Annotated in this window: 18 protein-coding genes and 1 pseudogene; 5 read left to right on the forward strand and 14 right to left on the reverse strand. The window is 67.2% G+C overall.

What is annotated here, in order from left to right; all coding sequences use genetic code 11:
* The 8 genes from ACFQDH_RS12090 to ACFQDH_RS12125 all read right to left on the reverse strand — a co-directional run bounded on the left by ACFQDH_RS12090 (position 1) and on the right by ACFQDH_RS12125 (position 10,509).
* Positions 1-981, reverse strand: coding sequence for an AAA family ATPase (locus ACFQDH_RS12090; RefSeq protein WP_382401602.1), 981 nt, complete (start codon positions 979-981; stop codon positions 1-3).
* Entirely contained in the window at positions 978-1,520 is a 543-nt protein-coding gene (locus tag ACFQDH_RS12095) for a hypothetical protein (protein ID WP_382401604.1), read from the reverse strand. The genes ACFQDH_RS12090 and ACFQDH_RS12095 overlap by 4 nt, the downstream gene beginning before the upstream one ends.
* Positions 1,517-2,194 carry a DUF4129 domain-containing protein gene (locus tag ACFQDH_RS12100; RefSeq protein ID WP_382404854.1) on the reverse strand — a complete coding sequence of 226 codons (678 nt, stop codon included), beginning with the start codon at positions 2,192-2,194 and terminating at the stop codon, positions 1,517-1,519. The genes ACFQDH_RS12095 and ACFQDH_RS12100 overlap by 4 nt, the downstream gene beginning before the upstream one ends.
* A 116-nt stretch (positions 2,195-2,310) precedes the next feature.
* Positions 2,311-4,950 (reverse strand): valine--tRNA ligase, encoded by a 2,640-nt coding sequence (gene valS / locus ACFQDH_RS12105; protein WP_382401606.1) that lies wholly within the window; start codon positions 4,948-4,950, stop codon positions 2,311-2,313.
* 59 nt (positions 4,951-5,009) lie between these two features.
* Positions 5,010-6,446, reverse strand: a complete 1,437-nt coding sequence (locus ACFQDH_RS12110) for a wax ester/triacylglycerol synthase domain-containing protein (protein ID WP_382401608.1) — start codon at positions 6,444-6,446, stop codon at positions 5,010-5,012.
* Complete coding sequence (locus ACFQDH_RS12115) at positions 6,446-7,942, reverse strand: HAD-IB family hydrolase (protein WP_382401610.1); 1,497 nt, start codon at positions 7,940-7,942, stop codon at positions 6,446-6,448. The genes ACFQDH_RS12110 and ACFQDH_RS12115 overlap by 1 nt, the downstream gene beginning before the upstream one ends.
* The gene (locus ACFQDH_RS12120) at positions 7,939-9,819 is read right to left on the reverse strand and encodes a lysophospholipid acyltransferase (protein ID WP_382401612.1); all 1,881 of its coding nucleotides are present in this window, start codon (positions 9,817-9,819) and stop codon (positions 7,939-7,941) included. The genes ACFQDH_RS12115 and ACFQDH_RS12120 overlap by 4 nt, the downstream gene beginning before the upstream one ends.
* A 108-nt stretch (positions 9,820-9,927) precedes the next feature.
* Positions 9,928-10,509: a GNAT family N-acetyltransferase gene (locus tag ACFQDH_RS12125; protein WP_382401614.1), complete on the reverse strand. Its 582-nt coding sequence runs from the start codon at positions 10,507-10,509 to the stop codon at positions 9,928-9,930.
* Between the two features lie 417 nt (positions 10,510-10,926).
* On the opposite strand from ACFQDH_RS12125, the gene ACFQDH_RS12130 reads away from it, so the two are divergent.
* Positions 10,927-11,514 carry a T6SS immunity protein Tdi1 domain-containing protein gene (locus ACFQDH_RS12130; protein WP_382401616.1) on the forward strand — a complete coding sequence of 196 codons (588 nt, stop codon included), beginning with the start codon at positions 10,927-10,929 and terminating at the stop codon, positions 11,512-11,514.
* A gap of 129 nt (positions 11,515-11,643) precedes the next feature.
* Here ACFQDH_RS12130 and ACFQDH_RS12135 read toward each other — a convergent pair whose 3' ends face one another.
* On the reverse strand, positions 11,644-13,491 hold the full coding sequence (locus ACFQDH_RS12135) for an NAD(P)-binding domain-containing protein (RefSeq protein WP_382401618.1): 1,848 nt from the start codon (positions 13,489-13,491) through the stop codon (positions 11,644-11,646).
* A gap of 112 nt (positions 13,492-13,603) precedes the next feature.
* Here ACFQDH_RS12135 and ACFQDH_RS12140 point away from each other — a divergent pair, with 112 nt between their 5' ends.
* Both ACFQDH_RS12140 and ACFQDH_RS12145 read left to right on the forward strand, forming a co-directional pair.
* Positions 13,604-14,647, forward strand: a complete 1,044-nt coding sequence (locus ACFQDH_RS12140; RefSeq protein ID WP_382401620.1) for a sigma-54-dependent transcriptional regulator family protein — start codon at positions 13,604-13,606, stop codon at positions 14,645-14,647.
* Between the two features lie 2 nt (positions 14,648-14,649).
* Positions 14,650-14,787: a hypothetical protein gene (locus tag ACFQDH_RS12145; protein WP_382401622.1), complete on the forward strand. Its 138-nt coding sequence runs from the start codon at positions 14,650-14,652 to the stop codon at positions 14,785-14,787.
* Here ACFQDH_RS12145 and ACFQDH_RS12150 read toward each other — a convergent pair.
* The 4 genes and pseudogenes from ACFQDH_RS12150 to ACFQDH_RS12165 form a co-directional block, all read right to left on the reverse strand.
* Positions 14,788-15,815: pseudogene (locus tag ACFQDH_RS12150) on the reverse strand (TIGR03842 family LLM class F420-dependent oxidoreductase).
* Positions 15,815-16,291 (reverse strand): amidohydrolase family protein, encoded by a 477-nt coding sequence (locus ACFQDH_RS12155; RefSeq protein WP_382404855.1) that lies wholly within the window; start codon positions 16,289-16,291, stop codon positions 15,815-15,817. The pseudogene ACFQDH_RS12150 and the gene ACFQDH_RS12155 overlap by 1 nt, the downstream one beginning before the upstream one ends.
* The gene (locus ACFQDH_RS12160; RefSeq protein ID WP_382401624.1) at positions 16,173-17,213 is read right to left on the reverse strand and encodes an amidohydrolase family protein; all 1,041 of its coding nucleotides are present in this window, start codon (positions 17,211-17,213) and stop codon (positions 16,173-16,175) included. Before ACFQDH_RS12160 ends, ACFQDH_RS12155 begins: the two co-directional genes overlap by 119 nt.
* Entirely contained in the window at positions 17,210-18,805 is a 1,596-nt protein-coding gene (locus tag ACFQDH_RS12165) for an NCS1 family nucleobase:cation symporter-1 (RefSeq protein ID WP_382401626.1), read from the reverse strand. The genes ACFQDH_RS12160 and ACFQDH_RS12165 overlap by 4 nt, the downstream gene beginning before the upstream one ends.
* Before the next feature lie 219 nt (positions 18,806-19,024).
* On the opposite strand from ACFQDH_RS12165, the gene ACFQDH_RS12170 reads away from it, so the two are divergent.
* Positions 19,025-20,599: a PucR family transcriptional regulator gene (locus tag ACFQDH_RS12170; RefSeq protein ID WP_382401628.1), complete on the forward strand. Its 1,575-nt coding sequence runs from the start codon at positions 19,025-19,027 to the stop codon at positions 20,597-20,599.
* A 165-nt stretch (positions 20,600-20,764) separates the two neighbouring features.
* Here ACFQDH_RS12170 and ACFQDH_RS12175 read toward each other — a convergent pair whose 3' ends face one another.
* Entirely contained in the window at positions 20,765-21,607 is an 843-nt protein-coding gene (locus ACFQDH_RS12175; protein ID WP_188835215.1) for a nitrilase-related carbon-nitrogen hydrolase, read from the reverse strand.
* 394 nt (positions 21,608-22,001) lie between these two features.
* Between ACFQDH_RS12175 and ileS the strand changes: the two genes are divergently transcribed.
* On the forward strand, positions 22,002-25,373 hold the full coding sequence (gene ileS / locus ACFQDH_RS12180) for an isoleucine--tRNA ligase (protein WP_382401631.1): 3,372 nt from the start codon (positions 22,002-22,004) through the stop codon (positions 25,371-25,373).

The following is a 25,373-nucleotide window of genomic DNA, read 5'->3' on the forward strand; positions in this document are numbered from 1 at the left end:
TCAGGCCTTCGCCGTCGCCGGTGCCGGCACGTTGTTGAGCAGCCCGCGCACCACGGTGGAGGCCGTCACGCCGCTCATCCATAGCTCCGGCTTGATGGTGACGCGGTGGGTCAGCACGGAGAGCGCCACCGTCTTGACGTCCTCCGGGGTCACGTAATCCCGGCCGCGGACGACCGCGAACGCCCTGCCGACGAGCAGCAGTGCCAACGAGCCGCGCGGGGATGCGCCGATCAGCACCTGCGCGTGCTCGCGGGTCGCGGCGGCGAGCCGCACGCAGTAGTCGACGACGGAATCGTCGACGACGAGCTGCTCGATGGCGGCTTGCATCCCGAGCACGCCTGCGGAGTCGGTCACCGGCTCGAGAGCGATGTCCTCCTGGTGGCGACTCATCCGGCGCAGCAGCACGTCGGTCTCCTCCTCCGCTGTCGGGTAGCCAAAGCTGACCCGGCTCAGGAACCGGTCCAGTTGCGCCTCGGGAAGTGGGTAAGTGCCTTCGTACTCCACGGGATTCGCAGTTGCGATGACGTGGAAGGGATGCGGCAGCCGGAAGGTCTCGCCCTCGACCGTGACCTGGCGCTCCTGCATTGCTTCCAACAAGGCGGCTTGGGTTTTGGGTGGCGTGCGGTTGATCTCGTCGGCGAGCAGCAGACCGGTGAAGATCGGCCCCTGCCGGAAATCGAAGGTGGCAGTCCGCTGGTCGAAGATGAACGATCCGGTCAGGTCGGCAGGCAGCAGGTCCGGCGTGAACTGGGCCCGTGCGAAATCCAGTCCGAGGGTCTGAGCGAGCGATCGGGCGGCGAGCGTCTTGCCGAGCCCCGGGTTGTCCTCGAGCAGTACATGGCCGCCGGCGAGAACGGTGGCGAGGACGAGCTCGAGTGCGCCGCGCTTCCCGACGACCGCTGTGCCGACACGATCGAGGATCTGCGCGGCACGCTCGGTGGTCTCGGTGATGGACGGGATGACGGGCGGTTGCTGGCTCACAGTGCCTCGATGCGGTTGATGATGTCGGTCAGGGTCTGGTGGGCAGTCGGCGGCGCGGGGTCGGCCAGGAGGTAGTCAGCCAGCCGCGGGTCCGAGCGAGTGATCAGGGTGTCGTCGTCGGGCAGCTGCGCAGCGCCGCTCTCGGCAGCGCGCAGTTTGAGCCGCTCGACCGCGATGTCGCGCAGGATGCCCTGCACACTGGCGGCGCTGGCGTTCGAGTCGCCGTCGCCCTTGTGGACCGCGGCGTCATCGATCAGCCGCCGCAGGTAGCTGATCCGGGAGTCCGCGCCGGTTCGCAGTCGTCGGCCGATCGGATCGCCGGTCCAGTTCGTGGGGTCCCAGTCATTGCGCCTGTCGCCGGCCCACCAGCAGAGCGCGAAGACAGTGCCGAGCGCCGCCAGGAGTCCGACGGGTTGCGGGTGCATGTGCAGCCACGCGGTGAACACCCAGGCGATCAGCCAGCAAATCACCAGGGCGCTGATCCGGCGCACCCAGTTTTGCGGGCGGTCGGCATCGACGGTGGGCGAAGGGGACGTCATACGCGGTCCCTGGTAGTTGCCAACAGCGATCGGTGCAGCGTCGTGAGCGCCCGCTGGGCGGACGCGCGATCCTGCTCGGTGAGCGGGTGCGCGGAGTAGCGGGCCTCCCGGTAGAGCGCACCGAGAGTGCGCAGTGCGCGCCGGTCCACGTCGAGCGCGTCCAGCACCCGGATGGTGAGTTCGGCAGACGTCTCGCTTGGCCGGCGCTCGACCCCGACCTGCGCGACCGCCTGCTCCAGATCGACCCAGCAGGCGACGACGGCGTTGGACGGGGCACCCTCGAGGATGCGCTGCTGCTGACGTCCGGCGGCTTCGGTGACTGCATCGAGCACCGCGTCGTCGACCTCGGCCAGCGCGCCTTGTTGCGTGGTGCGAGACCGGTGCTGCCACCTGCGGATAACCGAGAGCGCGACGGCGACGAGCAGCCAGAGCAACCCCAGCAGCACGAGGCCGAAGAGGATGTCGAGTATGGCCACACCGAGCGTGTGCGCGCCGTGCTGAGCCGCCGGGTTGGGCGACCGCCAAGCGGTGGCCCCTGAGGGCGTGGGGTCCTTGAAGGTCGCGTGCCGGATGTTGATGTTCGGATCCCGGTCCGGGCGCTGCAGGATCGGGGTTCGCGAAGCAGTGGTGACGACGATCAGCACCATGAGGGCAAGTGCCGTCCCCGCTCCCACGAGCAGCAACCGGCGATCCGCCCCCGTGGCGGCTTGCCCTCCCCAGAATCCACCGTTCCAACTTACGGCGTTGCCATCAAGCGCACGCAGGAACGCAACCCTTTCGTTACGGGCGGCTACTTCTTCCGAGGCGGCGGCGGGACGAGCTGTGCATCTCGGATCTCCAGGGAATCGGCGTCGCTGTAGTCCAGCGACCCCGTCACCTTGCCTGCTGCGCGCAGGTCTCCCTCGGATGCGCGTACCAGCGCCTGTGCATCGGCCGGAGCCGCCAGCGTCAGTGCCGTCACCTCGGCGCGCATACCGAGCTTGGCGTCGGACTTCGCCTTACGTATGCCGGCCAACGCCTCGCCGACCACCTGCAGTGCCGTCGCGTCACCGGTCGCCGGCCCGCACTCATCCGTCACCGGCCACGGCGCGTGGTGCACCGAGTCCTGGTGCCACCACGACCAGACCTCCTCGGTCGAGTAGGGCAGGAACGGTGCGAACAAACGCAATTGGACATCCAGCGCGATCCGCAACGTGGCGCGGGCGCTCGCGGCTGCGGCGTCGTCCTGCCCGCCATACGCACGGTCCTTGATCAGCTCGATGTAGTCGTCGCAGAAGGTCCAGAAGAACGCTTCGGTCAGCTCCAGGCTGCGCGTGTAGTCCCACGACTCGAAGTGCTTGGTCGCCTGCTCCACCAGGGTGTGCAGCCCGGCGAGCAACGCCAGGTCGAGCGGCTCGGTCACCGCTGCCGCGAGGTCACCGTCCACTTCACCCATGCCGAGTGCGAACTTGCTGGCGTTGAGCAGTTTCATCGCGAGGCGACGGCCGACCTTCATCTGGCTCTCGTCGTATGCCGCGTCCATGCCGAGGCGCCCCGACGCGGCCCAGTAACGCACCGCGTCGGCACTGTGCTGGGTCAGCACGTCCTCGGGCGTCACCGCATTGCCCTTCGATTTGGACATCTTCTTGCGGTCCGGGTCGAGGATCCAGCCGTTGATCGCCGCATCAGTCCACGGGACGGTGTCGTGCTCGAAGTGACTGCGGACCACGGTCGCGAAGAGCCAGGTGCGGATGATGTCGTGGCCCTGCGGGCGCATGTCCATCGGGAAGATCTTGGCGAAAAGCTCCGCGTCGTTGCGGCCACCGGCATTGCCGGTCACCGGCCATCCGGAGGCGATCTGCGGCGACAGCGACGACGTCGCCCAAGTGTCCATGATGTCCGGGTCGCCGACGAATCCGCCTGGGACTCCTCGCTGTTCAGCCGTATAACCCGGCGGCACATCGGTCGCCGGGTCCATCGGCAGCGTGTCCGCCGCGGCGGGGATGGGGTGCTCGTGGTCGGGCTGGCCATCGGCGTCCAGGGGGTACCAGATCGGGAACGGCACACCGAAGAAGCGCTGCCGACTGATCAGCCAGTCACCGTTGAGGCCGTCGACCCAGTTGGTGTAGCGGCTGCGCATGAAGGCCGGGTGGAAGTCGATCTGCTCGCCGCGGGCCACCAGGGCCTTGCGCAGGTCGGCGTCGTGGCCGCCATTGGTGAGGTACCACTGGCGGCTGGTCACGATCTCCAGCGGCTTGTCGCCCTTTTCGAAGAAGTTCGCCTTGCGCTGGGTCGGTTTCGGCTCGCCGTCCAGGTCGCCGGACTCGCGCAGCGCGTCGACGATCGCGACCCGGGCCGAGTGGACGGTCTTGGTGGCCATGCTCTCGGCATACAACTGCTCGCCGGGGCCGCCCGCGATCCAGGCCGGCGTCTCGCCCTGCAGGCGGCCGTTGCGGGTGATGATCGAGCGCATCGGCAGCTGCAACTCGCGCCACCAGATCACGTCGGTGAGGTCACCGAACGTGCAGCACATCGCAATGCCGGCGCCCTTGTCGGGCTCGGCGAGGTGATGGGCGACCACGGGGATCTCGACGCCGAAAAGCGGTGAGGTCACAGTGGATCCGAAGAGTGACTGGTAGCGCTCGTCGTCCGGGTGGGCGATCAGGGCGACGCAGGCAGGGATCAACTCCGGGCGGGTCGTCTCGATGTAGATCTTCTCGTCGCCGTGGTGGAACGCCACCCGGTGGAACGCGCCGGGGTAGTCGCGCGCTTCGAGCTCGGCCTGCGCGACGGCGGACTGGAACGTCACGTCCCACAGGCCAGGCGCCTCGGCCTGGTAGGCCTGGCCACGCTCCAAGTTGTGCAGGAACGCTTCCTGCGCCACGGCGCGCGACCGATCGTCGATCGTGCGGTAGGTCTGCCCCCAGTCGACCGACACACCGAGGCGGCGGAAGAGCGACTCGAAGGCCACCTCGTCCTCGGTCGTCAGCTCGTCACACAACGGGATGAAGTTCACGCGGCTGATCGGCACCTGGTCGGCGGCTTTGACCGACTTGCCCTCGGCGCCGCGCAGCGGCGTGAAGTCGGGGTCGTATGCCGCGGAGTGGTCGCCGCGCACGCCGTAGTAGTTCTGCACCCGGCGCTCGGTCGGCAGGCCGTTGTCGTCCCAACCCAGCGGGTAGAACACTTCCTTGCCCTGCATCCGCTGGTAGCGCGCCACCACATCGGTGTGGGTGTAACCGAAGACGTGGCCCACGTGCAGGCTGCCGCTCGCCGTCGGCGGCGGCGTGTCGATCGAGAAAACCTGGTCGCGGGGGAGCGACAGTGCGCGCTCGCGGTCGAACTTGTAGGTGTCCTGCTCGCGCCATACAGCAGCCCACTTGTCCTCCAAGCCGTCCACTGTCGGCTTGTCGGGGATCTGGGGTGCGCTGCTGTTGGCGGCTTCAGTCATGCCGCACATGATCCCATCCGCCCGCGCGCGGTGACGAATCGGTTTCGGCTTCGGCTCGGTCAGGCCGGCACGAGCGTCTCGTCCAAACCCTCCTGCAGGCAACGGCGCAGCAGCGGCAGGTCCTTCACCGCTCGCCCGTCGACGTTGACCGCGATGCACGCAGTGTCGACGTAGCTGAGCAGGGACGCCGCGATCGCCACTCCGGGCAGGGGGCCGAACGCGAAGATGCCGGTCACCTGCGCACCTGCCATGTATGACGTCCGGGTCGGCCCGGAATTGACCGCTACCGATGCGTCGGCCACTGCCCCCGACCGCTGCAGCGCGACGAGGACCTGTGACGGCAGGACGCCGGTCACCGGCGCGGCGGCGCGCAACGCGTCCAACGCCTCCTCGGTGTGCAAGGACAACACCTCACCACGCACGGCGGCGACCCGGTCGGCGGCGTCGGCGATGCCGATCGGCGCCGCGATCATTGCGCCGGCGAAGCGATTGCCGCTGCTCGGATCCTCTGCGCGACTGAGCGAGACCCGGATGCTCATCGACAGGTCCTCGAGTTCGACGCCGTGCTTCTGGTGATAGCGCCGCAGCCCGGCCAGAACTGCTGCGATGAACACGTCCTGCAGCGACCCACCGGCGGTGTGCGCCACGGTGGTCAGGCCCGCGAGCGGCGTTGTCAGCGTGAGGAATTGCCAGTCCCTGCCCTCTCGGTCGACGAGCAGCGGCGAAGGCGGCGCCGGAGCTGCGGCAGTGAGGCGACGGACCGAGGCGGCATACCGCATGCCCTCCGACACGGCGCCCAGCGGATCACGTATGGCGGCCAGCCCGCGGCCCGCGGCAGACAGCGCGTGGCGCGGCGCACCGACCAGGCTGCCGATGCCGCCGGTTGCGCTCAGGCGGATCGGGTCGCTCGGTGCCGGTCGCGGCCGATCGGTCGGCGCGGTCGGTTTGTCCGGGGTGTGCTCCCGGGTGCGAGACAGCAGCATCGACATCAACTGCACGGTGCCAGGCGTGTCGGCGAACGTGTGATGGATCCGCAGCACGCACGCCGCGCTTCCGTCGGCCAGCCCGGTGAACAAGGTGGCGTCCCACAGCGGTCGGTGGCGGTCGAGCGGCGCCAGCGCGATCCCCTCGGCCGCCTGTATGACGTCCTCGGCCCGACCCTCGCCGCCGAGATCGCGGCGATGCACGTGACGGTCGATGTCGAAGTCGTCGTCATCGACCCAGACCGGGCGGGTCGTCGGCACCGCCGGTTCCATCACCCGTTGGCGCAACCGGCGCACCAGCGCCGTGCCCCATTCGTAAGCGGCGTGGAAACGTTCCCAGTCCGGCTCCTCGTCGAGCAGGATCACCACACAGTTGGTCGCCGACAAGGCCGGGTGCCGCTCGGATCGCCACAGCATGGTCTCCACCGGATCCAACGTCGGGCGATGTGACCAGGCGGCCGCCGCAGCCCAGCGCTCGCGGTCCGTGAGGTCGTCCGGGTGGCTTCTCGCCATCAGTCCTCCTGCCCGCTCTTGCTGGTCGAGTAGCCCGGAGCGCTAGCGGAGGGCGTATCGAGACCCGGCCAATTGGCAAGGGTCTGCTCGAATGTCTTGTGCAGCTTGGTGATTCGCCTGTCCATCGTCTTCACCGTCCAGTCGGTCTCCGGTGGCAGCACAGCGACGTCGACGCGTCCCGATTTGAGCACGAAGGAATGCTTGCCGAGTAGTTCACCGGTGTTGCGAAGCACGATGGGCACGATGGGCACGCCCGCCTGGATCGCCAGGTGGAAGGCGCCCTTCTTGAAGCGGCCGAGCGCGCCCGTCGCGGAGCGGGTTCCCTCCGGGAAGATCATCAGCGAGGTTCCGGCGCGGATCCGCTCGACGACCGGGTCCAGCGCCGCGCGCGCCTCCGTCGAGTTGGCCCGATCGATGTAGACGGGGTCGAGCAGCAGGCCGCCGACAAGCGCCCGCGGGTCGAACCGGGCTTCCTTCTTGGCGACGACGGTGAAGTCCCGTTTGAGCAACGCACCCACGACGACCGGGTCGAGCGAGCTCTGATGGTTGGCAACGAAGACCGCCGGGCGGTGAGACCACAGCCGCTCCTCGCCGAGCACGTCCAGCGACACACCGGCCAGGGCCAGCGGTAGGCCGGTGGTCAGCCCGGTCGCGGCGTTCAGCCCGCGCTGGCGGTCTCCGCTGAGCAGGCCGATCGTCATACCCGCGGACGCGGCGGCGTTGAGCCCGCCGAGCGCGGCAGCCGTCCGGACGACTGAGGTCAGTGAACCCTTGGCGGGGTCGCGCAGGTTCAGGATCGGCCAGCCCAGGCGCTCCGCGGCCGCCCGCAGCCCGCGGTGCGGGTTGAGCGCGACCGGCGAACCGACCGACGACAGGAACGCGACGTCCTCGTATCCGTTGCCGTAGGCGTAGGACTCCGGCAGCCCGAGCCCGTGCTGCTTGGCGAAGGCGCGCACCGCTGCGGCCTTGTGACGGCCCCACAGCATCGGTCCCTCGGTGTCCCCGGTGAACACACCGTCCTCGACGACCAGCCGTGTGCAGACGAGGTTCTCGATGCCGAGTTCCCTTGCAATCGGGGCGATTTGGTATGGCGTAGCAGCTGAGGCGACCGCCACCGTGTGGCCCATGGCCAAGTGTGCCTGCACGAGAGCGCGCGACTCAGCGCGGATCGTGCCGGCGATCTTGCTCAGGAACAGGCGTTCTCCGGCCGCGATGTAGGCCTCTTCCGACTGGCCGCGCAACGACGCGAAGAACCGCTGCGAAATCTTCGTCGGGTCCCCACCGAGCACTTCACCGTCGACGACGTCGACGATGCTGCGCAGCAGGTCGATCGGGGTGAGCTCGCGCTTGCGCAACTGGTCGCCGAAGAACGTGGTGCCCGTGTAGCCGGCGACCAGGGTGCCGTCCAGGTCGAAGAATGCTCCGACCTGTGGGCCGCGCGGACCGGCCTCGATCCGCTCGATCGCGTTCCGAACCGGCTGGGACAGGCCGCTCATGGTCGCAACTCGCTCGGCTCGATGTGCGTGGGCAGATCGACGGCGGCGCGCTGCTTGGCCAGCTCGCCGATCAACGCGACCCGGCGTACGGAGTCGGCGATCTCGGCGGCGAACGCCTCGCGTCGGGCAGCCACGTCGGCGGCGGCTTCCAGCAGTTGGCGGTGACGCGCGAGCGCCAGCGCGGTCTTGTAGAGCTCGAGCGACACCGACTCCGCCGAGGCGATCCGTCGCTGCAACGCCCACTGCTTGCCGACCGCCAGCGTCTCGGCAAGCAGGTCGTCCTCGTCGACGGTCGCGTCACCTTGCTCGGCGAGTCGGTCGGCGAGCACCAGGTAGGCGTCGAGGAATGGCCGCAACACCAGGTGCGCGACATGTGGTTTGGCCGAAGTCAGCATGCGTGCGGTCGCATCCGGGTCGATCTTGTCGATCTCTCCGCCGGCCGTGATCTGCAACTCCGCTCGCAGGTCCTGCTCGAACTGGTCTCGGCCGGGGAAGAAGAACTCGAACTTGAGCAGGTCGCGCAGCCGCTTGGCTTCTTCCCAGCCGACCCGCAACTGACCGCCCTCGGGAAGCTCGGTGTCCGGATCGAGTTCGGAGATGGTGAGCATCGCCAGCTCCAGAATGGCCCGGTCGACCAGGATGTGGATGGCGGTGTTGCGATAGAACGCGGCGACCAGGTGCTGGTCGGGGCTGATCCGCCATACCGGCTCGGTGCCCCGGTCATAGGCGGTGAGCACCCCGCCCATCGCGAGGTCTTGCAACGTGCGCCACACCGTCGAACGATCCTGCAGGTTCGCCGCACCGGCCACCGGCCAGCGCCGTGCCTCGATGTATGACGCGAGCGGTTGCACCGTCTCCAGCACTTCGTCGAGGTTGAGCGCGCGGTCCTCCCCGAGCAGAGCGAGGCACACGATCGCGGTGACGGTGACCGGTGTGGCCCGGTTGAGCCGGTGACTGATGTCGAGGGCGATCCGCTCGATCGCCTGGTCGGTGGTCAGGCCGTCCGCGTGCAGCGCTTCGAGACGTTCACGCAAGGGGAACGGCTCACCGATCGTCAGGTAGGCCCGGCCCATCCGGGCACGTTGCAGCGCGGCGAACCGCACCACGAAGCCGAGGCTTTCGGGCTTCTTGCGACCACCGGTCGCCTCGGCCGTCATACCGGCCACCTCGTGCAACTGGTCGTAGACGATCGACACCGGCACGACCTGCGCATCGATCTGGTCGGCCCCCTCGACCGCGTTGACGATGTATTTCAGGATGCCGTGCACCGGTGGACGCAGCTTGCCGGTGCGGGTGCGGCCGCCTTCGATGGACCACGCCAGGTTGCGGTGGTTCTTGACCAGCTGGCGAACGTAGGACTTCAGCGTCAGTCGGTAGATCGGGAGGTCCCCGGTGGACCGGCGGATGAAGACCAGGCCGCTGCGGGCGACGATCTGACCCAGGACCGGAAGGTCGAGGTTCGCGCCACCGAAGGTGAAGGTGGGGCTGAATCGCCGGGCACGCAGCACATTGGGCACGGCCACACCGTCGAGATAGGAACGGTGGCTGAAGGCGAGCGCCAGACTGTTGGTGCGGTCCAGCTTCTTCAGCTTCGCCATCTGATCCTCGTCGACCAACACGTCATACGCACGCAGGAACCAGTCGCCTGCGCGGCTCCAGTTCTTCGTCGTGAACGCTCCGTGGCTTGCGGCCATCTCCCGTAGGTAGTCGGCCGCCTCCGCGCGGACCTCCTCCACCGGTCGTCCCTCTTGCGCGGCGGCGTGGCTGAGCCGATCGGCGAACCACTGGTCGTGCATCAGCTCGTCCGCCTCCTGAGGCGGCGCGGGCATGGGCAGCGCGCGGCCGAGAAGGTCGCGCGCACGCCAACCGAGACTCATCGAGGGTTGCCTCCTTTGTGGGTCGACCGAAACTTCGCACGCTGCCACGCGTGCGACCACGTGGCAGCGCCACTTGCGAGACATTACCGAGAAGTACACCCGGATGGGTCAGTTGTCCGTCACGCTGCGGTTGTCCGGGCGGAGCAGGGAGTACATGAGCAGGTCGACGCGCCGGCCGCCGATCTCCTCATGCGCTCGCAAGAGCCCTTCGCGTTCGAACCCGGCGGTCTCGGCAGTACGGACGGACGCGGTGTTCCAGGGCTCGATCCGAGCCTCCAGGCGGTGCAGCCCGTCGATCGTCCACGCGAATCCGGCGAGAGCGCGCAGCGCGTCGGCCGCGACACCGCGACCCCGGGCACTCGGTGCGACCGAATAGCCGACGCCGGCCCGCCCGTGCGGCAGCTCGCGCACCCACAGCCCCGCGTTGCCGAGCGCAACGTCGGTCTGTCGATCGGCGACGCAGAACGCGAAACCGGCACCTTCGGCGAGCCGGCAGCGCTGCCGGTCGATGTAGGACTGCGCTTCGGCCGTGGTGGCGTTGGCAGGCAAGCTGCCGATAGTCGGGACGTACGGATCGGTCGCCAGCTCCTCGATCATCGGGATGTCGCCGTCCTCGAACTGCCGCAGCCGGATGGCGCCATACACAGGGGCATGCGTCGGCCACTGCAGGTCGTTCGGCGTCGCGGTCATGCATCGAACGTATGACGACTCGGCGTGCCTCCGCAGCGGATATCGCCCGCCATACAGTGCGGAGGTGGCAACTGACGACGCGATGGCCGTTCTCGAGACACACGTTGCGGCCTTCAACGGCCGGGACGTCCAAGCGCTGTTGGACGGCTTCACCGCTGACGCCGAGTGGGTGACCGGGAAGTACAAAAGCAACGCTTGTCGACGCAGTCGTCATCTCCACACGAATGCAAACGATCCCTCCGAACCAGGCCGTCGCCGTCGAGCGCGCTCTCTTGGCTTGCCTCAATTTGATGAATGATCGCGCGTCGACCTTCGGTGCGTGAGCGACGGCACGTCGAGGCAATACCGCGTGTTCGCGGCGCCGGGCGATACCGTCAGGGTGAGAATGACGATCACCGGATCCCTGGGGAGTGAGTTATGCCCGACACCATTGCGGTGCAGCCGTTCATCGACACGTTCCCGCCGGACGCCGGCACACGCGTCCCGGACGCGGACTTCATCACGTATGGCGAGGGCCAGCTTCCACCGGCGCTGATCGAGTTGTGGCACTCCCACGGTCTCGGTTGGTATGGCGGGGGGCGTGTCGCGCTGGTCGACCCGGGCACCTGGATGCCGGTGCTGCAGACGTGGTTCGGGTCCGGCGTGACCAGCGTGCCGTTCGCCGTCACCAGCTTCGGGCACATCTACCACTACGACCGCGTCAACGGTGCGGACCGCATCCAGTGCCTCGACCCGCACTTCCAGCACAACGCGATCGTCTCCGAGGACGGCACAGCCTTCTTCGCCGAGCACCTGACCGGCTCGACCTCGCACCTGGCCGACCTGCGCGAGCTGCACAAGGCGGCCCGCGATGCACAGGGCGAGCTCGCCATGGACGAGGTCTACTACTTCGAGCCGATCCTCGCGCTCGGCGGCCAGGTCAACCTGGACAACCTGCAGAAGGGCAACGGCCCCGAGCACGTCGCCGACATACATCGGCAGATCGCGGCGCGCCAGTACTCATAGCTCGATGTCCCCTCTCGCCGAGAGGCTCACAAGCGCATCGAGCGGCTCAGCAAACCCGAGGTTTCACGCCCTAATTTCTGAGCCTCTCAAGATGTTTCTGAGCCTCTCGGCGAAGTGGGCTCGGAGCGATCAGCTCGTGTGGTGGACCTCCTGCAATCCGTAGACCGGCGTCGGGATGTCCTCGTAGCGCGCCTTGAGCTGGAGCGCGAGGTAGAGCGAGTAGTGGCGTGACTGGTGCAGGTTGCCGCCGTGGAACCACAGCGCCTCCTGCTGGGTGGGCTTCCACATGTTGCGCTGCTCGCCCTCCCACGGGCCGGGGTCCTTGGTGGTGTCGGAGCCGAGGCCCCAGACCTTGCCGACCTTGTCGGCGGTTTCCTGGTCGATGATGTCGGCGACCCAGCCATTCATCGAGCCATAGCCAGTGGCGTAGACGACCAGGTCGGCCCGCAGCTCGGTGCCATCGTCGAGCACGACCGAGTTCTTGGTGAGGTGGTCGACGTTGCCGTGCGCCAGCTTCACCTTGCCGTCGCAGACCAGCTCGGCCGCGCCCACGTCGATGTAATAGCCGGAGCCGCGGCGCAGATATTTCATGAACAGGCCCGACCCGTCATCACCCCAATCATGTTGGAAGCCAACCTTTTCCAGCCGGTCGTAGAAGTCCTTGTCACGCTCGGCCATCTGCTCGTAGAGCGGTATCTGGAATTCGTGCATGATCCGGTAGGGGAGCGAGGCGAAGATCATGTCCGCCTTGTCGGTGGTCACGCCCGACGCCACCGCGCGCTCCGAGTAGAGGTCGCCGAGGCCGATGTCCATCAGCGACGCGGACTTGACGATGTGTGTCGACGACCGCTGCACCATCGTGACGTCAGCGTCGTGCTCCCACAGTGCCCCGCAGATATCGTGCGCTGAGTTGTTGGAGCCGATGACGACGACCTTCTTGCCGGTGTAGGCCTCCGGTCCGGGGTGCTGGCTGGAGTGCTGCTGCTCGCCCGCGAAGACGTCCATGCCGGGAAAGTGCGGCAGGTTGGGCTTGCCAGACATACCTGTGGCGAAGACCAATTGCTTCGGCTCCAGGACGATCTGTTCGCCGTCCCTGTCTACCACCACGCGCCAGGTCTTGCTGTCCTCGTCGTATGTCGCCGACGTGACCGACGAGCGCGACCAATAGGGCACGTCCATGACCCGCGTATACATCTCCAGCCAGTCGCCGATCTTGTCTTTCGGCGCGAAAACCGGCCAATTCGAAGGGAATTGGAGATATGGCAGGTGGTCGTACCAGACCGGGTCGTGCAGACACAGGCTCTTGTAGCGGCCGCGCCACTGGTCGCCGGGCCTGTCGTGCTTGTCGAGCACCACGTGGGGGACTTTCAGCTGTCGCAGGCGAGCTCCGAGGGCGATGCCGCCCTGTCCACCGCCGATGACGACGACATACGGCTGCGCGGTGCGGCCGAGCGAGGACTCCTCGTCCTGCTTCTTCTCCAGCCACGACTTCCGGCCACGGGCCAGCTCGTGCTCGACTCCCTTCGGGCGGCGGTCGCCCTGGTCCTCCTCGTGACCCTTCAGTTCCCGCAGGCTGGTCAGCAGCGTCCAGCCACGGGTCTCGCCGTCCTCCTCCTTCAGCCGCAGGTGGCCCTTGGCTCGTCCGGTCGCGGTCTCGAAGGTGAGCCAGCACTCGATGACACCACCGGCCTCGGCCGGCTCCTCGCTGAGCGCCCAGTCAGTGGCATCCGTCGCGTCGAGGGTGTGCTGCAGTAGGTCGCGTATGCCGGCCGGCCCCTCCACGGTCCGGAGGTTCCAGGTGAACGACACCAGGTCCCGCCAGAAACTCTGCGTGGCGAAGAGCCCGGCCGCAGCCTCAACGTCCCGGGCTCGGAGGGCTGCGTCGAAGTCGGCCAGCCAGGCTTCGGCCCGCTGTCGAGGGGTGGATGTCGCGGCGGTGTCCGCGGGCATCGTCTGTGGGTCCAACGTGTCGGTCATCGCGGGTCCTTTCAATCGGCTGTGACCTACAGCACAGTCCGCGACTACGCTGAGCGGAAGCGTTGCATCACGTTGCAACGCCGTCAGCGACGTCGCCGAAGGAGCTGCTCTGGTGGCCGACTACAACGCGATCGCGCCTGGAACAGACCTGGCACGCTATGCCCGCGAGCTGATGCGCATGCACGACACCGTGATCGGCGGCGGCCGGGCCGCCCTCCAGCCTCGACCGGTCGTGTCGCGGTCCTGGCAGCGAGTGCTCGGATTCGGTCTCGTGCCTGACCGGCCCGGTGCACGTGACCCGTTGTCTCCCGAGCAGCTCGAGCAGCTGCGTCGGGCATCCCCGCTGCGGCTGGTCATCGAAGACCTGGCCCGGGTCATCTCCAGCGTCGCCGACGCGTCGCACTTCCTGATGGTGGTCACCGACGGTGACGGCATCATCCTGTGGCGGCGGGGCGACGCCAAGGTGCGCCGCACGGCGGACCGGCTTGGCTTCAGCGAGGGCGCCCACTGGACCGAGGACGAGGTCGGCACCAACGCGATCGGCACCGCACTGCAGGAGGCAAGCCCGGTGCAGCTTTTCGCCGGCGAGCACTTCGAGCAGGCCCAACACCCTTGGTATTGCACAGCTTTCCCGATCCATGACCCCAGATCCGGCGAGCTGCTCGGCATCGTGGACATCAGCGGGCCGGCACTCACCTTGCACCCCGCGGTCAGCGCGCTGGTCGAGACGGCTGTGCTGCTCGCCGAGTCCCTGCTCCGCCGTCACCATGAGGCGGCCCTTGAGCGGCTGCGCCTCGTCGCCGAGCCGATCGTGTCAGCGGCCGGAAGTCCCGCGCTGGTCGTCGACGACGCCGGCTGGGTCGCGCACAGCGCCGGCGTCGCGGTCCGCGACCGCATCGCGGTGCCCGAGCTCGACCGGCCGATCGCCGTCCCCGGTCTCGGACTGTGTATGCCGGAACGCCTCGACCTCGGCTGGTTGGTGCGGCCGGCCGCGACCGACCGGAGGATCACTGCACACCTGCAACTCGGTCGGAAGCCGGTCATCGAGATCCACGCCGATGCGCAGCCCTGGCGCACGGCGCTGTCCCAGCGGCATGCGCAGATCCTGCAGCAACTGGCGGGCGCGGGCCGCGAGGGCTCACGCCATACGACCTGAGCGTGGCGTTGTTCGGCGACGGCGATCACACGGTCGCCGCACGTGCGGAGGTGTCGCGGCTGCGGCGCACACTCGGCGCGATCGTGGACGGAAGTCCCTACCGGATCGCCGAGGGCGTGCAGCTCACGGTCGCCGAATAGTCAGGAGCGTGCGTCACCGGCCACATTGACCGCCGGCATCACCTGATCGGCGTATGACGCCAGGGTGTGCTCCTTGTCGTCGTGCTGCAGATAGACGGCGAACTGATCCACGCCGAGCTCACGCAGTTCCTCGATGCGCTTGATGTGTTCCTCGGGCGGTCCGATGATGCAGAAACGGTCGACGATTTCGTCCGGCACGAACGCGGTGTGCGTGTTGCCCGCTTTGCCGTGCTGGTTGTAGTCGTAGCCCTGTCGGCCGGCGATGTAATCAGTCAATGCCGCTGGCACGCCTGAGGATTCGCCATACCGACTGACAATATCGGCCACGTGATTGCCCACCATGCCACCGAACCAGCGGCACTGGTCGCGGGCATGAGCGGCCGCCTCGGCGCTGCCGTCGGTGACGTATGCCGGCGCCGCCACGCAGATCGTGATGCTGTCCGGATCGCGTCCGGCGGCAGTCGCGGCAGCTCGCACCGCGTCGACCATCCAGGCGGTGATCTGCGGGTCGGCCAGCTGCAGGATGTAACCGTCGGCCACCTCGCCGGTCAGCTTCAGTGCCTTCGGCCCGTATGCCGCCATCCAGACTTCGAGGCGGGATGCGCTCGCCCACGGCAGGCGGAGCGTCGAGTCGCCATACGAAACCGCCTCACCGGACGCCATACCGCGGATGACACCGACCGCGTCGCGCAGCGCGGCAAGCGTGCTCGGTCGGCCGCCCTCGACACGCACGGCCGAGTCACCACGTCCGATGCCGCAAACCGTGCGGTTGCCGTACATCTCGTTGAGCGTCGCGAAGAGCGATGCGGTGACGGTCCAGTCACGGGTCGTGGGGTTGGTGACCATCGGCCCGACGACGACGCGACGCGTGCGGTCCAGGATCTGGCCGTAGATCGGGTAGGGGTCCTGCCACAGGATGTGGCTGTCGAACGTCCAGACGTAGTCGAAGCCGCACCGGTCGGCTTGCACGGCGAGATCGACCACCCGTGCCGACGGGGAGTGGTCTGCAGAACGACGCCGAAGTCCATCAGATGAGGTACTGCGACAGGGAGCGCTTGATGAACTGGCCGCGACCGGGCTTGCCGGTGAATTCGCCTGCGGTCAGGACGATTTCGCCCCGGGACAGAACTGTCTCGACCTTGCCGGTGAACTCCCAGCCTTCGTAGACCGAGTAGTCGACGTTCATGTGGTGGGTCTGCGCCGACACGATCTGGGTTGCCTCCGGGTCATAGATCACGATGTCCGCGTCGGACCCGGGCGCGATGACGCCCTTCTTGGGATACATCCCGAACATCCGCGCCGGAGTCGCCGCCGAGATCTCCACCCAGCGGGCCAGACTGATCTCGCCCTTGGTCACGCCCATGTGCAGCAGGTCCATCCGGTGCTCAACACCCGGCAGCCCATTGGGTATGGCGCGGAAGTCGTCCTTCCCGAGCTGCTTGTCGGGGACGAAACAGAACGGACAGTGATCGGTGGCGACCACCGACAGGTCGTTCGTGCGCAGGCCGCGCCAGAGTTTCGCCTGCTCCTCCTGCGGCCGCAGGGCGGGGGTGCAGACATACTTGGCACCCTCGAAATCCGGTCGTGCCAAATCGGATTCGTCGAGGAAGAGGTACTGCGGGCAGGTCTCTCCGAAGACGTTGCGTCCCGCATCGCGTGCCTCGGTCACCACGTCGACGGCTGCGCCGCTCGACAGGTGCACGAAGTAGAGGAGCGCCGGTGACATCCGCCATCTGGGTGGCCCGGTTGACTGCTTCTGCTTCCAGGGCGATCGGCCTGGTCAGGCCGTGGTACTTCGGCTCGGTGTGCCCGGCGGCGATCGCCCGGGTGACGATCTGGTCGATCGCGGTGCCGTTCTCGGCGTGCATCATGATCGTCGCGCCGTTGTCACTCGCGCGGTACATCGCCTGGATGATCTGGTCGTCGGTCGACAGGAAGACTCCGGGGTAGGCCATGAAGAGCTTGAAGCTCGTGACGCCCTGGTCGACCAGACCGTCCATCTCCTTCAGCGACGTCTCGTTGACGTCGGCAAGGATCGCGTGGAAGCCGTAGTCGATGCAGGCGCTGCCCTCGGCCTTCGCGTGCCAGGTGTCCACGGCCTCCTGCAGTGAGCCGCCCTTCTTCTGCACCGGGAAGTCGACGATCGTGGTCGTGCCGCCCCAGGCAGCCGCGCGTGTCCCGGTCTCGAAGTCATCGACGCTGAACGTGCCGCCGAACGGCATGTCCATATGGGTGTGCACGTCGATCCCGCCCGGCAGCACGTATTTGCCGGAGGCATCGATGGTGCGGTCCGCCGTGATGCCGAGAATGGCCGCCGCGCCGGGCGCCAGCACGGCCGAGACCGCTTCGCCGTCGATCAGCACGTCCGCGCTCGCGGCACCCTGCGGTGAGACGACCCGACCGCCTGCGATGAGTGTTGTCGTCATACGGTGACTCCTTCGTCCTCCTCGGCCGGGTTAGTGGCCGAATCGTCATACGAGACAGGTGCTTTCAATAGTTTCATCAGGACGGTGTGTATGACGGCAGCGGCGACGAGACCGATGATCCAACCGTAGTCCGCCAGTGGCTTCAAGAAGGGGATAATGCCGTCAACGGGGAACGGTCCGGCCTTGTGGCCCTTGGCGTCGAGCGTCGAGTAGGACCCGCCGGCGGCCAGGATCGCGGCGATCAGGAAAGACGCGACTGCGATCCAGTTCCAGCCGCTGCGGTACCAGTAGAGCCCGCGGCCGCGGGTGTAGAGGTCACGGACGACCAACTTCGTGCGCCGTACGAACCAGTAGTCGGCGAGCAGAATGCCCGCCACCGGCCCGAGGATCGCGCCGACGAAGCCCAGCCAGGTGAAGATGTAGATGCTGGGGTCGGAGACCAGCTTCCACGGCATGATCAGCACGGACAGGACACAGGTGATGAGTGCGCCGGTGCGGAAGTTGACGTGTTTGGGTGCGGCATTCGCGAAGTCGTATGACGGACTCACCAGGTTGGCGGCGATGTTCACAGCGAGCGTCGCGACCATCACCGTGGCCAGCGCCAGGAGCGTGCCGACCCAGTTGTTGATGCGCGCGGCCAGCTGAATCGGGTCCCAGATGACCTCGCCGTAGACCTTCTCCGACGCAGAGGTGACGAACACCGACAGCAGCGCGAAGAACGTCATGGTGGTCGGCAACCCGTAGGTCTGGCCGAGCATCTGCTTCTTCTGCGAGCCGCCGAAGCGGGTGAAGTCGGAGATGTTGAGCGACAGCGTCGCCCAGAAGGCGATCATCCCCATCAGCGACGGCCCGAACACTTTCCAGAACGCGTGCCCGTGCAGCGTGCCGGGCTGGGAGAGCACGTCACCGACACCGCCCGCCTTGATCCACATGTAGACCAGCAGCGCCACGGCGGCGACGAGCACGACTGGTGCGGCCCAGTTCTCGAAGTTCTTCAGGGTGTCGATACCGCGGACGATGATCGCGATCTCGATCAGCCAGAAGATGAAGAAGCTCAGCCACTGGGTCCAGGCGAAGTCGCCGATGTGACCGGCATTCGCCCAACCGCTCCCGAACATCTTGCCGGCGAGTAGGAAGATGCCTTCGCCGCCGATCCAGGTCTGGACGCCGAACCAGCAGGTGGCGGCGAGCGCACGGATCATCGCCGGCAGGTTGGCACCGAAGACTCCGAACGACGAGCGGGCGAGCACCGGGAAGGGTATGCCGTACTTCGTGCCGCCGTGACCGTTCAGCAGGATCGGGACGAGCACGATCAGGTTCGCTAGCAGAATGATGAAAACCGCCTGCTGCCAGGACATCCCGGCTGCCACCAGGCCCGAGGCCAGCAGCCAGGACGGGATGTTGTGGCTCATCCCGACCCACAGGGCCGCGTAGTTGTAGGTGTTCCAGGTGCGCCCGGAGACTGGCACCGGTGCAAGGTCGTCGTTGGCGAGCGCGGTGTCGGCCAGAACAGCAGTGTTCTCCAGCTCGACCCGCCCATCGGCATACTCGACCTGACCGTCTCGGACAGCGGATGGGGAATCGGATGTCATGCGCAGCCCCTCGGCAGAATGAAACGGGAGAATGCCGGTCACAGTAGCGGCGCCTGAAGCGCTCGAACTCGTTCACGGTGTCACGGATCACGGTTCCGGCGTTGCGTCCTGTATCGGTGCCGATTCGCACGCCGACGGCTCGCGGATCGGCGAGAGTGTGAGGTAGCGGTGTTGTGGAACGCACCGCGCGGTGACCAGTCCCCAGCGAAAGGCGGCCCGATGCACGCGATGACACTCGCCGAGGTGATCGAGCTGACCGCGAGCCGGGAGGGTCAGCCGGAGGTGATGCACGGCCACGACCACCTGTCGGATCCGGTGCGCTGGTGCCATGTCGGGGAGGTGCCCGACATCGGGACGATGTTGACCGGCGGCGAGGTCGTGCTCACCACCGGCGTGATGCTCGGAGCCGAAGCCGATCAGATCGAGTATGTCGAGAAGATCGCCGAAGCCGGCGCAACTGCAGTGTTCCTCGGCATCGGCCGGGCGTTCGACGACGTCCCGCAGGCGATGCTTCGCGCGTGCCGATCGGCGGATCTGCCGCTCGTCGTCATGTGGCGGCCGGTCGCGTTCGTGACGATCACCGAGCAGGTGCAGACCACGATCCTGGCGCACAGCACCAGCCGGTCGACGGTGTCGGAGACCGTGCGGGACACGTTGCACCGCCTGACGATTCAGCAAGCGCCGATGCAGGCGATGGTCGATGAACTGGCCAGCCTCGCCGACTGCCCTGTGGTGGTGGAGAACACTGCACGCCAGGTGCAGCTGGCCGCTGGGGAGGCGGGGCTGCGGGAGGTGCTGCGTGACTGGACGCGGCTGTCGCAATACGTGTCGCGATCTGTCGGTGACGGTGAGGGAGACGTGCACACGACCGCCGACGGGATCGTCGTCGCGCCGCTCAATGAAGGGGGCCGCCCTTGGGGTTCGCTGATCCTCTTCGCACACGGCGAGCCGAACGAGCGGACCGAGGTGGTGGCCCGGCGCGGGGTGGAGGCGCTGAACCTGCACAAGCTGGTTTCCCGCAACGGCCGGGACTGGCAACGCGAGGCGCAGGAAGTGCTGCTCGCGGATCTGCTCGGCGGCCACGGTGGCGTCGACCTGTTGGAGGTCCGCGCTCGCGCGTCGGGCTTCCCGATCCGGCACTGTCGGCTGACCCCATTGGTCGTGCGGCTCGGCAGAGCGGAGCGGGAGTGCTCGATGCTGCTCGAGCAGTCGCGCTCGGTCGCCAGCCGTTCCGGGGTCGCCGCAGTGCTCGGCCCGGTCGAACGAAACACCGTGCGCATGCTGGTGTCGAGCAGGCAGGCGGACGATCCGATCCGGAAGGTCGACGAGTTCGCGCAGCATCTCGTGACGGAATCCGAGGGGCGCGTCACGCTGGCTGCGGCTGGCCCACCGGTGGAGGAACTGCGCGGTCTGGTCCACTCCTTCGCGCAGGCCCGGCAGACACTCGACGCAGCAGTCCGGCTCGGCCGCTCCGACACGGTCGTCGTCCGGTTGGCCGACCTGCGGCTGCCCGGGCTGGTCGAGGTGCTGGCCACCAACCACGATGTGCAGGACTTCGTCGACCGCGAGCTGGGGCCGCTGCTGGACTGCCCGGAACTGATCGACCTGCTGGAGACCTTCATCGCCAACGGGTTGAACAAATCCTCGACCGCGCAGGCGCACCACCTGTCGCGCCCGGCGGTCTATCGCAGGTTGGAGCAGATCACCGAGCGCCTCGGCGTCGACCTGGACGACGTGCGTGCGGTCGCCGGCCTGCACGTGGCGCTGCTGGCGTTACGTGCCCGCGACCGCTGACTCCCCAAGGTGGCCGAGTAAGCGGCGAGGAACGAGTCGCGCATCGAGGTCCCGTTCGGCCTTTCGAGACGGTCGCTCGTACCTCACGACCTCCTCAAGGACCTTCGTTCGAGGTGGCCGAGGAGCGACGGAGGAGCGTCTCGAGGCCCCGCCCCGCCATACGCCCTAACGCTCGGTGATCGAGGTGTAGGTGTCGGGGCGACGGTCGCGGTAGAACGCCCAGGTGGCGCGCTGCTCGCGGATCGCGTCGAAGTCCAGGTCGCGCACGACGAGCTCCTCGACCTGGTCGGAGGCGACGTCCCCGACGAACGCGCCGCGCGGGTCGGCGAAGTATGACGTGCCGTAGAAGTCGTCGTCGCCCAGCGGCTCGATGCCGACCCGGTTGAGCGCGCCGACGTAGTACATGTTCGCCGCAGCAGCAGCCGTCTGCTCCAGCTTCCACAGGTGATTGGACAACCCACGAGAAGTGGCCGAGGGGTTGAAGACGATCTCGGCGCCGGCCAGGCCGAGCCCGCGCCAGCCCTCGGGGAAGTGCCGGTCGTAGCAGATGTAAACACCGACTTTGCCGATCGCCGTCTCGAAGATCGGCCAGCCGTCATTCGCGCCCGGGCGGAAGTAGAACTTCTCCCAGAACCCGTGCAGCTGCGGGATGTGCGTCTTGCGGTACTTGCCGAGGTAGGTGCCGTCGGCATCGATGACGGCGGCGGCATTGAAGAGCACGCCGGGCTGCACTTCCTCGTAGATCGGCAGGATCATCACCTGGCCGGTCTCTTTGGCGATCGAGCTGAAGCGCTGCACGATCGGGCCGTCCGGGATCGCCTCGGCATACTCGTACCAGGCCTTGTCCTGGACCTGCGCGAAGAACGGTCCCATGAACAGCTCCTGGAAACACAGCACCTCGCTGCCCTGCCGGGCCGCCTCGTGCGCGATCTCCTCGTGGGCGTCGAGCATCTTGTCCTTGTCCCCGCGCCAGTGGGTCTGGAACAGAGCGGCTTTGACGGTGGTCATGGGTTGCCTCCCACGGTCGCTGGAATGGTGATGGGAGTGACGCTAATCCGCCCCGCGCGCACGGGGACCCGTCGCGTTGTCACGAGAATCCGCGCCGGTGTTACACCGTGACGAGACGGCCCCTTCCGAATCGAGTTGGAGACCCGCGGGCCGGGCGAATAGACTGTGCGCAGCAGCGTTCGAGCCGTCATCAGCGGCGAGCTTCCGGAAGAACAGCGCGGTCACGCGCCCAGTAGAACCGGACGGGACGAGCCCGTCACAGCTCATGCAAGAGCGGTCGTATGACGAACCCCTTCGCCATACGACAAGCGAGGTGGTACCGCGGAGCGGCCCGGCAGAAGCGGGCAGCGTCGTCCTCGAGCAGGACGAGACGACCGTGAGAGAGACGCACCGCATGACCTATCCGAAGGTCGACCTGACCGCATCGCAGACCGGCGACGTCAATGCCGTCGCATCCTCCGCGGACTTCCCGGCGATCGAGCAGGCCGTACGCAAGTACTGGGACGCCGATGACACCTTCCGTGCGTCCGTCGAGCAGCGCGATGCGGGCAAGGACGGCGCCAACGAGTTCGTTTTCTACGACGGCCCGCCCTTCGCCAACGGTCTCCCGCACTACGGCCACCTGCTGACCGGCTACGTCAAGGACCTCATCCCGCGCTACCAGACGATGCGCGGCAAGCGCGTCGAGCGACGCTTCGGCTGGGACACCCACGGGTTGCCCGCCGAGTTGGAGGCGATGAAGCAGCTCGGGCTGAAGACCAAGGACGAGATCCTCGAGATGGGGGTCGACAAGTTCAACGACGCCGCACGGGCCTCGGTGCTGCGCTACACCGGCGAGTGGCGTGAGTATGTCGAGCGGATGGGTCGCTGGGTCGACTTCGACAACGACTACAAGACGCTGAACCCCGACTTCATGGAGTCGGTCATCTGGGCCTTCAAGCAGCTGTTCGACAAGGGGCTGATCTACGAGGGCTTCCGCGTGTTGCCCTACTGCTGGAACGACGAGACGCCGCTGTCCAACCACGAGCTGCGGATGGACGACGACGTCTATCAGATGCGGCAGGACCCGGCGGTGACCGTCGGATTCCGTTGCACTAGCAGCACATTGGATGTTCTGAAGGATGCGCTTTTCCTGGTGTGGACCACCACGCCGTGGACCCTGCCGGCGAACCTCGCGGTGATGGTCGGTCCCGACATCGACTACGTGGTCGTCGAGACGGACGTGCCGACCGGCACCACCCAGCGTTACGTGCTCGCGCACTCGCGGCTGGCGGCATACGCCAAGGAACTCTTCGGTGACGCCAAGGCCGACCCGGAGCCGTATGTCGTCGCGCGCCTCTCCGGCAATGACCTGCTCGAGTCGGTCTATGACCCGCCGTTCAGCTACTACGCCGGCCACGAGAAGGCCTTTCGCGTCGTCCCGGCCGACTTCGTCACGACCACGGACGGCACCGGATTGGTACACACCGCAGGTGCTTTCGGTGAGGACGACATGGTCGTCACCGACCGCGAGGGCATCGTGCCGGTCATGCCGGTCGGCCCGGACGGCCGCTTCACCTTCCCGGTCTCCGAATACGAAGGCATGCTCGTCTTCGACGCCAACCCGCACATCATCGACGACCTCAAAGCGGCGACGAATGCCTTGCGGGACGGCCGTATCGAAGGACTCGGGGCCCCCGCGAAGTATTCGGAGGAGCGAAGCGGGGGAGAAACTTCGTGGGGTGAGGTGACTCCTGGGACCGTGCTGTTGCGGCGGGAGACCTACGAGCACTCCTACCCGCACTGCTGGCGGTGCCGAAACCCGTTGATCTACAAGGCAGTCAGCTCCTGGTTCGTCAGCGTCACGTCGTTCAAGGACCGGATGATGGCGCACAACCAGGAGATCAACTGGGTGCCCGGCAACGTCAAGGACGGGCAGTTCGGCACCTGGCTGGCCAACGCCCGCGACTGGTCGATCACTCGCAACCGTTTCTGGGGCAGCCCGGTGCCGGTGTGGAAGTCCGACAACCCCGAATACCCGCGGGTCGACGTCTACGGCTCGTTCGAGGAGCTCGAGGGCGACTTCGGTGTCAAGGTCGACGACCTGCACCGTCCTGGCATCGATCAGCTGACCCGCCCGAATCCCGATGATCCGAGCGGGAATTCGACGATGCGCCGCGTTGAGGACGTGCTCGACGTGTGGTTCGACTCCGGGTCGATGCCCTACGGCCAGGTGCACTACCCCTTCGAGAACGCCGACTGGTTCGAGCACCACTTCCCGGCCGACTTCATCGTCGAATACATCGGCCAGACCCGCGGCTGGTTCTACATGCTGCACATCCTGTCGACCGCGCTCTTCGACAAGCCGGCCTTCAAGAACGTCATCTGCCACGGCATCGTGCTCGGCAGTGACGGGCAGAAGATGTCCAAGTCCCTCTCCAACTACCCGGACGTCTCCGAGGTCTTCGATCGCGACGGCGCGGACGCCATGCGGTGGTTCCTGATGAGCAGCCCGATCCTGCGCGGCGGCAACCTCATCGTCACCGAGCAGGGGATCCGCGACGGCGTGCGACAGGTGCTGCTGCCGTTGTGGAGCAGCTGGTACTTCTTCAGTCTCTACGCGAATGCCGCTGGCGTTGAAGGGCATTGGCGCACCGACTCGACGAATGTCATGGACCGTTACGTGCTGGCCAAGACCCGCGAGTTGGTCGAGACCGTCCGCATGGACCTTGACGAGTTCAACGTCGCAGGCGCCTGCGACGCGGTGCAGAGCTTCCTCGATGTCCTGACGAACTGGTACATCCGCCGCTCCCGCGAACGCTTCTGGTCGACGGGCGGAGTGGAGGCCGACAGTCAGGCCGCGTTCGACACCCTCTACACCGTGCTCGAGACGGTATGCCGGGTCGCGGCTCCGCTGCTGCCGTTCGTCGCCGAGCAGGTATGGCGCGGCCTGACCGGTGGTCGCTCGGTCCACCTGACCGACTGGCCGGACTCCACCGACCTGCCCGCCGACGAGCGACTTGTCACGGCGATGGACCGCGCCCGCGCGGTCTGCTCCACGACGCTCTCGGTCCGCAAGGCCCAGCAGTTGCGCGTGCGACTGCCGCTCGCGACGTTGACAGTGGTGGTCAAGGACGCGGCGGCACTGGCCGACTTCGCCGGGCTCATCGCCGACGAGGTCAACGTCCGTGACGTGCGTCTGGTCGACCTGGCCGAGGCCAGTGAATCCGATTTCGGCATCGAGCAGAAGCTGACCGTCAATGCCCGCGCAGCCGGTCCGCGACTCGGAAAGGATGTGCAGCGCGCGATCAAGGGCAGCAAGTCCGGCGACTGGTCGGTGGCCGAGGACGGCACCGTCACCAGTGGTGGATTGCTTTTGCAGGAAGGCGAATTCACGCTCGAGTCCGTTGTCAACGACCAGGCGGACGCAGGACAGGTCCCGGCAATGTTGCCGGGTGGCGGTTTCGTCGTGCTCGACGCCGACGTCACCGACGAGCTGCGCATCGAAGGGCTGGCACGCGACATCATCCGGGCCGTCCAGCAGGCCCGGCGGGACGCGGGCCTCGACGTCAGCGACCGGATCAGCCTGGGTGTGACCGGCGACGACGACGCCTGGCAGGCCACGGTTACCCACCAACAGCTCATCATGCGTGAGACGCTGGCTGTGCAATTCGGCTCCGCGGGCGCGGGCCACGCATTGCCGGACGCCACCGACGCCGATCTGGGCGGTGGCAAGCATGTGTCGATCTCGGTCAAGCGTGTCGAGTCGGCGACAGAGGGGAAGTAA

The organism is Flexivirga alba (assembly GCF_042661025.1).
GTDB lineage: Bacteria > Actinomycetota > Actinomycetes > Actinomycetales > Dermatophilaceae > Flexivirga > Flexivirga alba.